The sequence below is a fragment of the Streptomyces sp. NPDC126510 genome, from assembly GCF_040302345.1.
Taxonomy (GTDB): Bacteria; Actinomycetota; Actinomycetes; order Streptomycetales; family Streptomycetaceae; genus Streptomyces.
In genome coordinates this window covers 22,756-31,804 of sequence record NZ_JBEORR010000052.1, presented here as the reverse complement: position 1 = coordinate 31,804, position 9,049 = coordinate 22,756, and the positions used below count along the sequence as shown (strand labels likewise).

The following is a 9,049-nucleotide window of genomic DNA, read 5'->3' as shown; positions in this document are numbered from 1 at the left end:
AAAGTCCCGTCGTCCGCCCGGAGGGCGGGCCCCGCGGCGTCTGGTGCGTGCTCTCGGCGTGCCGGGCGGAGTCCCTCGTACTGGATGTACTTGGGTCTTCGTCCGGTGCGGCGAGAGTGCGTGCGAGGCGTCGTGGGGCAGGCGGGACTTTGCGGACACGACCTAGCGCTCAGTCCTCGTACAGGAACCTGGCCAGGGGCGCCTCCTGCGCGAAGAAGGTCTTGGCGCGGGTCAGGGCCGTGTCGTCGGTCAGCACGTCACCGGGCTTGCTGCCGTTGCCGAGCAGCACCCCGCCGAAGCGCATCCCCATGTACGCCGCCGAGTTGTGGAGCGTCCCGACGAGCGGGTCGGCGACCACCTCCTCCGTGTGCGCCAGGGCGGTGACGCCCCACAGGGTGCGGCCGGCCAGGGTCGCCTTGAAGTCGAGGCCGGGCGTGCGCAGCCAGCCCGACCAGTAGTCCAGGTAGCGCTTGGTCTGCGCGGAGACCGAGTACCAGTACAGCGGCGAGACGATCACGATGTCCGTCGCCGCGAGCGTGGCGTCGAGCAGCCGGGCCACGTTGCCCCCGGTCGGGCGAACGTGGTCGCTGTCGTGCCGCAGGTCCTCGAAGTCCGGCACCGGATGGTCGGTGAGGTCCAGCCACTCCTGCTCGACGTCCGGGGGCAGTTGCTCGGCTGCCCGGCGGGCCAGCAGCTCGGAGTTGCCCTCGGCGCGAGCGCTGCCCAGGACGAAAAGGAAACGGCGGGTCATGGGGTGCCCCTCTGGAAACTCGGCGTACGTCAATTACACGCGTGTGCATCATATGCGTACGCAAGTAAATGTGCCAAGGGGTGTCCGTCAGGGATGTGCACCTGGGATCTCCGCCCGGGTGTCAGCCTTCGACGCGTGTCTCCGCCGCCCGCGCCACGGCCAGCAGCAGTGCCTCCCGCCCGCGCTGCGCCACCAGCTGGAGTCCGGCCGGGCAGCCGTCGGCTCCGAAGCCCGCGGGCAGACTCAGCGCAGGGTGCCCGCTGAGGTTGAACGACCAGGTGAGAGAGGTGGAGTAGTGATCCCCGGGCCCCTCGTGGCCATGCGGGGCGGTGGGTGCCGTCGGGGTCAGCAACAGCTCGGCCTCGCCGAAGACTCCGGCGAGCCGCCGGTCGTTCTCCGCCCGGACACGCTCGGCCCCGGCCGGATCGGCACCGGGAGTGCGCAGGGCGAGCCAGGCCGGCCCGGGGTCCGCCAGCCGCAGCGGCCTCCGCGGCCGCCCGAGCCGGACGACCCCTGCCGCCTCGAGCCGCTCCACCGCGGCCCGCGCCAGCGCCACGGGCTCCGGATCGGGTCCGGCGAACCCGAGGTCGGGGGACCAGACGGCGGTGACGGGAAGGGCCGCTTCGGCCGCCACCGGCTCCTCGGCCCTCACCGCCCACCACAGCCCGGCGTCCGCCGCCGAGCGGGCGAGCACCCCCGGTACGGCGAGCCCCGTCCGGTCGGCCGACGGCAACCGCCCGTTCGTCGTCTTCAGGCCGACCACCCCGCACCACGCCGCCGGTATCCGCACCGAACCGGCTCCGTCGCTTCCCGTCGCCAGCGGCACCAGCCCGGCCGCCACGGCCACCGCGGCCCCGGCCGACGAGCCGCCCGGCGTACGGTCGGCCCGCCACGGATTGACGGTCCGGCCCCGGGCCCCGAGCCCCCACGTCTGCCACGGTGTCCCCGGCCCGGGCACGGACGTGGCACCCACGGCCACACCACCGGCCGCGAGCAGCGGACCCGCCGCACGCAGCCCGTTGCGCCCCTTCACCGCGATCGGCACACCGGCCAGCGGCAGGGACGCATCCGCGCCCCGCCGGTCGAGCAGGGCGTCCACCTCGCCGGCCCGCCGCAACGCCTCCTCACCCCACACCTCGACGAACGCGCACAGCTGCGGATCGGCCCGCTCGATCCGGTCCAGGGCCGCCGCGACCACGTCGGTCGCGCGCAGCTCCCGGGCCCGTACGCCCGCCGCGATCTCCCCGGCCGACAGCGGTACGGCCGACAGCGGCACGGCCGTCAGCGTGCCGCTCCCGTCAGCCGGGCCAGGGCCTCCGTCTCGCGCGGCGGGTGGCCCGGCTCGCCGAGCCGCCAGGACGTCACCCACGGCACGCGGTACACGTCGATCACCGACTCCAGCGATCTCACCCGCTGGGCGAGCGGGCGCGGCAGCCGGCCCGGCGCGTCCGCCACGAGGACGACGGCGTCCAGGTCGAGCCCCGGCGGGGCCTGGCCGCGACGGAAGAGCTCCACCACTCCGGCGACCCTGTCGAGTCCCGTCGCGTGGGTCCGCGCGACCAGCAGCACCGACGGGGGGTCGCCGGGTCCGGGCCAGGACCGTCCGCTGTCATGGCCCCCGTAGACCGCGGCGAGGGTGGAGACGCCCGCGCCGCCGTGCGTGCCGACCCAGGAGAAACGTCGTGCCGCGGCATGGGCGTGGGCGGGCTCCGGCAGCCCCGGCTCCGGGGTCACCGGACCGCGCAGCCAGATCTCCGGCCCCTTTCGCATGCCTGTGCGCATGCTCCTCTCCTCCCTCGTACGCCCGGTTCTCATGCCCTCTCCGACGACCGCGCCGGGGCCGACGGCCCTTGGGACGAGCCTGTGACACCGTGGTGACGTGAGAAACGGGGGCGAGCGGACACACTCGACAGTAGGTGTACGGCGCCGAATGAGGGGACGATGTCGCGACTCAGCCGCGAGAAGAAGCGGGAACACAAGCAGGCCGCGCACGCGGCGACCCCGGCGGCGCCGATCGACGTCCATGTCCCCGGGGCGGGCACGGACGTGGGCGGGGGAGCCGGTGGGATGTCCGACGGCGCCTCCGTCGGCGGGGTCCCGGTCTTCGCGGCTCCCGGCGAGGAGATCCAGCGGGCCGTCCTGAACCGCCTCCACCACATCGCCCTCGCCACCGGCCATCCCGTCCTCGCGACGATCCGCGACGAGCGCATCGGTTACGTCGTCCCGCTCCAGGTCGACCCGGACGGCTCCAGCCACTTCACGGCCGAGCCGGTCGCCACGGCCCCGCCCGAGCCGCAGCACGCCCGAGACGTGGGCGCCACGACCCCGCCCGAGCCGCAGCACGCCCGGAGCAGCGGTGCCATGGCCCCGCCCTCCGAGCCGCCGCACCCGCCCGGTGACAGCGCCACGCACGTGCTGCGTCCCGTGCCGGACCGCGGTCGTGGCTCGGCCCCGACCTTCCGGCTGCGGGCCGTGCCCGAGCCGCAGCCGACTGAGGAAGTCGTACCGACGTTCGAGCTGCGGGCCGTACCGGAGTCGAAGGAAGCCACGCCGGAAGACGCGCCCCCGGCCCCCGGTCCGGCGATGCCGCCCGGCACCGTCGCGCCGCCCACCGGTGCGTTCGGCCCGCCCCCGCCCATGGACGCGCGGCCGCTCCCCGTCCCCGAGGCCCGGCCGGCTCCGCGACCCGCCCCGGTCCCCGAAGACGCCCTGATCGCCGCCGACCCCGACCCCAAGCCCACGCCTCCCCGCGGCTTCGACGCCGTCGCGGAGGCCGTGCTCGGGGACGAACCCCTCACCGCCCCGGGCGATTCCGTCGCGCCCGCGCTCCTCGCGGAGCCGATCGCGCGGATCAACGAGGCGGTGAAGGAGGGCAGGATCGAAGAGGCCGCGGGCCTCGCGGAGCAGACCCTCGTGCAGGCGTCGGGAACGCTGGGGCCGGAGCACCCCGAGGTGCTCCGGCTCAGCGAACTCACCGCGTACATCGCCTACTTGGCCGGTGATCCGCTCCGCGCCTGCCGCCTGTCACTCGACCTGGCCGGTGCCCACCGCCGGGCCGGCGACGCGGAGGCCGCCTACGGCAACGTGGAGAGCGCGGCCACCGCCTGGCGGGCGGTGCGCGACCCGGCGCTCGGGCTGGAGCTCGGGCGCGACCTGATCGGCCTGTGGACGGAGCTCGCCGCCGAGGGCGGCCCGGCCGCCGAGGAGGTCGAGCGGCTGGAGTCGGCCCGCGCCCGCATGGGCCGCCTCACCGAACGCGCCCGCAGGCAGTAGGCGCGCCGCCCCGGGTGGGGGCTACTCGGACAGCCCCCACACCGCGTACGCGAGGGCGTCGCTGTTGCGGTTCAGGGCGGTGTCGTTGATGTTGGCGGTGGTGTCGCAGGACGAGTGGTAGCAGCGGTCGAAGGACTGCCCCGCCGTACCGCCCCACTTGGCCGCCTGCGCCGCCGTCTTCGTCCGGCTGGCCCCGGTGAACAGGCCGCCCACCGGCACACCCGCGCTCTTGAACGGCGCGTGGTCGGAGCGGCCGTCGCCCTCGGTCTCGATCTCGGTCGGGACGCCGATGCCGCCGAAGTAGTCCTTGAAGGTCTTCTCGATCGCCGGGTCGTCGTCGTAGACGAAGTAACCGGGGTTCGGGGAGCCGATCATGTCGAAGTTCAGATAGGCGCTGATCTTCGAACGGTCGCCGGTGGCCAGCCGGTTGACGTAGTACCGGGAGCCGACCAGGCCGAGCTCCTCCGCTCCCCACCAGGCGAACCGCAGGTGCTTGGTGGGCTTGTACTGCGCCCGGGACACGGCCAGGGCGGTCTCCAGGACGGCGGCGGAGCCCGAGCCGTTGTCGTTGATGCCGGGCCCGGAGGTGACGCTGTCGAGGTGCGAGCCGGCCATCACGACCTGGTTCGCGTCGCCGCCCGGCCAGTCGGCGATCAGGTTGTAGCCGGTGCGGCTGGAGGCGGTGAACTGCTGGATCGTGGTGGTGTATCCGGCCGCGTCCAGCTTGGCCTTGATGTATTCGAGCGAGGCCTTGTAGCCGGCCCGGCCGTGCGCCCGGTTGCCGCCGTTGGCGGTGGCTATGGACTGCAGCTGGGACAGGTGGGTCTTGACGTTCGCCACGGGGATGTCCGGCGCGGCGGCGGATCTGGAGGGAGCGGATGACGCGGCGTCCGCCACGGCACCGCCGGTCAGGAGCATGGCTGTTGCCATGCCGCCCGCGGCGACGGCGCGCGCGGAAACGGAGAGCTTCATGTGGGGGCTCCGGATTCCGTCAGGAGGCCCGTGGGGTGTCCACGGGCCGCCCACAGTGAATGGGGTGCCTGGATGGTGAAGCTGGTACTGACTCTCCGTCAAGGTCCTTATCCGGCCAGGGCGTTACGGAGGGCCGGCCTCCGCAGCCCGGGTCACTGCACGCAGAACTCGTTCCCCTCCGGGTCCGCCATCACGACCCACTCGCCGCCCTGCTCCTTCACCCGCCGCAGCGCACTGGCCCCGAGTCCCTCCAGCCGGGCGACCTCCTCGTCACGCCGCCCCGCGCCCGGGTGCAGATCGAGGTGCAGCCGGTTCTTGACCGTCTTCGCCTCCGGCACCCGCTGGAACAGCAGCCGCCGCCCCAGTCCGGTCCCGCTCTCCTCCTCGAACGGGTCCTCGGGGTGCCGTACGGCGACCAGGTCCTTGAAGGCGCGGCGGCCGTGGAACTCGACCGTGGCCTCCTCGGGCAGCGCGCCGAAACCGAGCAGCTTCCCGATCAGGGCGCTGTTGTCCTCGACCTCGTACCTCAGGGCGGCGGCCCAGAAGTCGGCTTGCGCGTGCGGGTCGTCGGCGTCGATGACGAGTTTCCAGTGCACAGGCGTGGGCGATGCGGGTGTCTGCGTCATGTAACCACTTATACTGGTTAGGTGAGTGGACGCGCAGGGGAAACGCCGGACCGGACGCCGGGCCTGACGCTGGTCCCGGGCGGGGGCAAGCCCTACCGCTTCGACCCCGGCACCCTGTGCCTGGAACTGACGACGACGGGCGGCCCCGGGGCCTTCGCCCGCTGGGAAGTGCTCCACGAACCCGCCGACCTGATCGCCTGGGCGGGGCGCAGCCGGCTGCCGGACGGACTCGACCTCACCGTCTCCGCGGAGGAACTGCAGCGGGCCCGCGCCCTGCGCGACGCCGTGTTCCTGCTGGCCGCCGACCGCGCTCACGGCCGCCCCCTGCGGGCCGCCCACCTGGACATCGTCAACACCGCCGCGGCCGCGCCCCCGCTCATCGCCCGCATCGAGCCCGGCGGCACCCGTTCCTGGGCCCCGGGCGCCACGGGCACCCGGCTGCTCGCGACCGTCGCCCAAGACGCGATCGAGCTGTTCACCGGGCCCTACGCCGACCGCGTCCGGGAGTGCGGCGCGCACAACTGCTACCTGCTCTTCGTCGACACATCCCGCCCGGGCCGCCGCCGCTGGTGCGCGATGGAGCACTGCGGGAACCGCGAGAAGGCCCGGGTGCACCGGACCCGCCACGCTCCTACGAAGCCGTAGCGTCCGCGGCCTCCGCCGCGCGGGTGTCGTACTCGGTGCGGGCCGCCGCGATCTCCTCCTGGTGTGTCTCCGTCCAGGTCACCAGGGACTGGATCGTGGCGTGCAGCGTCCTGCCGAGGGAGGTCAGCTCGTACTCGACGCGCGGCGGCACCACCGGGTACACCGTCCGTTTCACCAGACCGTCCCGCTCCAGCGAGCGCAGGGTCACGGTCAGCATCCGCTGGCTGACCCCGTCGATCTCCCGGCGCAACTCCGTGAAGCGCAGCCGCCGGTTCTCCAGCAGCGCGATGACCAGCAGCGACCACTTGTCGGCGATCCGGTCGAGGATCTGCCGGACCTGGCAGTCCTCGCGCGTGTCCCACTGGAAGGGATCGGCATCGCCGTAGTCCACGGTGCTCCGGCAGTGACTCGGTGACTTCGAAGTGCCTTCTTCCATGTCCGTCGATGCTGCCGCAGGGTGGGCCTTGGTTACAAGAGGGAACCGACCCTCGGTTGCGTAACCGCCCCCGACCGGAGGAGTGTTGACTCATGGGCACCCGTGCCTGGGCGCTACTGCTCGTTCTGTGCGGAACGATCTTCCTCGAAGGCATCGACGTCGCCATGATGGCGGTGGCGATACCGGCCGTCCGTGCCGATCTGGACCTGTCCACCGGCACCGCGGCCTGGGTCATGAGCGGCTACGTGCTCGGCTACGCCGGCTTCACCCTGCTGGGCGGGCGCGCCGCCGACCTGCTCGGACGGCGGCGGATGTTCCTGCTCTGGCTGACCGTCTTCCTCGCCTTCTCGGGGCTCGGCGGTTTCGCGACGGACGGCTGGATGCTGATCGTCGCCCGGTTCGTCACGGGCGTCGCCGCCGCCTTCATGACCCCGGCCGCCCTCTCCCTGATCACCACGTCGTACGAGGAGGGCCCGCAGCGCAACAAGGCCCTGCTGATCTTCGCCGGGACGGGCGCGGCCGGCTTCTCCCTCGGCCTGGTGATCGGCGGTCTGCTCACCGAGGTCGGCTGGCGCTGGGTGTTCTTCGCCCCCGTGCTGCTGGCCGCCGCCCTGCTCCTCGCCGCCGTACGCCTGATCCCCCGGCGGGACGCCCCGCCGAAGCTCCGGCGCACCTTCGACCTCCCCGGTGCGATCACCGCCGCCGGCGCCATGCTGCTGGCCGCCTACACCGTCGTACGCCTGGAACACGGCCTGCGCCACTGGCCGCTCACCCTGGCCTCCGGACTCGCGGCCGCCCTGCTGGCCGGCGCCTTCGTCGCGGTCGAACGCCGCTGCCCCGACCCGCTGGTCCGGCTCGGTCTGCTGCGCCAGGGCCCGGTCGTGCGCGCCGACCTGGGGGCGCTGCTCTTCCTCGGCGCCTTCTTCGGCTTCCAGTTCGTCGTCACGCTCTACCTGCAGGAACTGCGCGGCTGGTCGTCCCTGCAGACGGCGGTGGCCCTGGTCGTCATGGGCATCGACGCCGTCCTCGCGCCGACGCTCACGCCGAGACTGGTCGCACGCTGGGGCAACGCCCGGGTGATCGCCGGCGGGTTCGTCCTGGCCGTGACCGCGTACGCGCTGTTCCTGCCGGTCGGCATGGACTGGTCGTACGCCGCTATGTTCCCGACGCTGCTCCTCGCGGGTTTCGCCTTCGCCCTGGCCTACGGGCCGCTGACGATCGCGGCGACGGACGGGGTGGCCGAGTCGGAGCAGGGCCTGGCCGGCGGGCTGCTGGCCACGGCGACGCAGTTCGGCTCCGCCATCGGCATCTCGGCGGTGACCGCGGTCTACGGCCTGGCGTCCACCGGGTCCGGTCCGGAGGCCACGCTCTCGGCGTTCCGCGCGGCACTGGCCGTGCCGGTCGCGCTGGTGGTGCTGGGCACGCTGGTCTCGCTGGTGAGTGTCCGGGAGGCCCGGCGGGCGGTGCGCAACGCGTCCCAGGTCAGCAGTGTCAATGCCAGCCAGACCAGCGCGAACCCGGCCCAGCGCTCCGGCGGCATCTCCTCGTGGAAGTAGAGGATGCCGAGCAGGAACTGGAAGACCGGCGTCAGGTACTGCAGCAGGCCGATGGTGGACAGCGGCACGCGGATGGCGGCCGCGCCGAAGCAGACCAGGGGGAGCGCGGTGACGATGCCGGCCGAGGCGAGCAGCGCCGCGTGCCCCATGCCCTCGGTCGCGAAGGTGGAGCCGCCCTGCGCGGAGAGCCAGACCAGGAAGCCGAGCGCGGGCAGGAACTGGATCGCGGTCTCGGCGGCCAGCGACTCGATGCCGCCGAGGCCCACCTTCTTCTTCACCAGCCCGTACGTGGCGAACGAGAACGCGAGGCAGAGCGAGATCCACGGGGGCCGGCCGTAGCCGATGGTCAGCACGACGACCGCCGCGCAGCCGGTCCCGACCGCCGCCCACTGCACCGGCCGCAGCCGCTCCTTGAGCAGCAGCACGCCCATCGCGATGGTGACCAGCGGGTTGATGAAGTACCCGAGCGAGGCCTCGACGACGTGCCCGGAGTTCACGGACCAGATGTACAGGCCCCAGTTGACGGTGATGACCGCCGCGGCGACCGTGATCAGCGCCAGCTTGCGGGGCTGCCTCACCAGCTCACCGGCCCATGCCCAGCGGCGCAGCACCAGCAGGGCGGCGCCCACGAAGACCAGCGACCACACCATCCTGTGGGCCAGGATCTCCGCCGCGCCGGCCGGCTTCAGCAGGGGCCAGAACAGGGGGACGAGCCCCCACATCCCGTAGGCCGCGAAGCCGTTCAGCAGTCCTATGTGCCGCTCACCCCTCGGCTTGCCGCTCACGTGCC

At 73.2% G+C, this 9,049-nt stretch carries 9 protein-coding genes and 1 pseudogene; 3 read left to right on the top strand and 7 right to left on the bottom strand.

All coding sequences use genetic code 11. The annotated features are described in order from the left end of the window. Positions 1 to 169: 169 nt before the first annotated feature. The 3 genes from ABTX60_RS40645 to ABTX60_RS40635 all read right to left on the bottom strand — a co-directional run bounded on the left by ABTX60_RS40645 (position 170) and on the right by ABTX60_RS40635 (position 2,533). Positions 170 to 751 (bottom strand): flavodoxin family protein, encoded by a 582-nt coding sequence (locus ABTX60_RS40645; protein ID WP_352101790.1) that lies wholly within the window; start codon positions 749 to 751, stop codon positions 170 to 172. Positions 752 to 872: 121 nt separating this feature from the next. Further along, positions 873 to 2,027 carry an amidase gene (locus ABTX60_RS40640; RefSeq protein ID WP_502992491.1) on the bottom strand — a complete coding sequence of 385 codons (1,155 nt, stop codon included), beginning with the start codon at positions 2,025 to 2,027 and terminating at the stop codon, positions 873 to 875. A gap of 5 nt (positions 2,028 to 2,032) precedes the next feature. Further along, on the bottom strand, positions 2,033 to 2,533 hold the full coding sequence (locus ABTX60_RS40635; RefSeq protein WP_352101789.1) for a DUF6668 family protein: 501 nt from the start codon (positions 2,531 to 2,533) through the stop codon (positions 2,033 to 2,035). 159 nt (positions 2,534 to 2,692) lie between these two features. On the opposite strand from ABTX60_RS40635, the gene ABTX60_RS40630 reads away from it, so the two are divergent. Further along, positions 2,693 to 4,024, top strand: a complete 1,332-nt coding sequence (locus ABTX60_RS40630; protein ID WP_352101788.1) for a tetratricopeptide repeat protein — start codon at positions 2,693 to 2,695, stop codon at positions 4,022 to 4,024. Positions 4,025 to 4,045: 21 nt separating this feature from the next. On the opposite strand, the gene ABTX60_RS40625 is transcribed toward ABTX60_RS40630, so the two are convergent. Both ABTX60_RS40625 and ABTX60_RS40620 read right to left on the bottom strand, forming a co-directional pair. After that, complete coding sequence (locus ABTX60_RS40625) at positions 4,046 to 4,996, bottom strand: M28 family metallopeptidase (protein WP_352101787.1); 951 nt, start codon at positions 4,994 to 4,996, stop codon at positions 4,046 to 4,048. Positions 4,997 to 5,148: 152 nt separating this feature from the next. Beyond that, complete coding sequence (locus ABTX60_RS40620; RefSeq protein ID WP_352101786.1) at positions 5,149 to 5,622, bottom strand: VOC family protein; 474 nt, start codon at positions 5,620 to 5,622, stop codon at positions 5,149 to 5,151. A 21-nt stretch (positions 5,623 to 5,643) separates the two neighbouring features. On the opposite strand from ABTX60_RS40620, the gene ABTX60_RS40615 reads away from it, so the two are divergent. Continuing rightward, positions 5,644 to 6,267, top strand: a complete 624-nt coding sequence (locus ABTX60_RS40615) for a CGNR zinc finger domain-containing protein (RefSeq protein ID WP_352101785.1) — start codon at positions 5,644 to 5,646, stop codon at positions 6,265 to 6,267. Here the strand turns inward: ABTX60_RS40615 and ABTX60_RS40610 are convergent. After that, positions 6,254 to 6,703 carry a winged helix-turn-helix transcriptional regulator gene (locus tag ABTX60_RS40610; RefSeq protein WP_352101784.1) on the bottom strand — a complete coding sequence of 150 codons (450 nt, stop codon included), beginning with the start codon at positions 6,701 to 6,703 and terminating at the stop codon, positions 6,254 to 6,256. The genes ABTX60_RS40615 and ABTX60_RS40610 overlap by 14 nt on opposite strands. Before the next feature lie 92 nt (positions 6,704 to 6,795). On the opposite strand from ABTX60_RS40610, the pseudogene ABTX60_RS40605 reads away from it, so the two are divergent. Next, positions 6,796 to 7,950 (top strand): annotated as a pseudogene (locus ABTX60_RS40605) (MFS transporter); the annotation flags it as partial. A gap of 80 nt (positions 7,951 to 8,030) precedes the next feature. On the opposite strand, the gene rarD reads toward ABTX60_RS40605, so the two are convergent. Then, a complete protein-coding gene (gene rarD / locus ABTX60_RS40600) occupies positions 8,031 to 8,981 on the bottom strand; it encodes an EamA family transporter RarD (RefSeq protein WP_502992492.1) in 951 nt (316 codons plus the stop codon). Positions 8,982 to 9,049 lie beyond the last annotated feature (68 nt).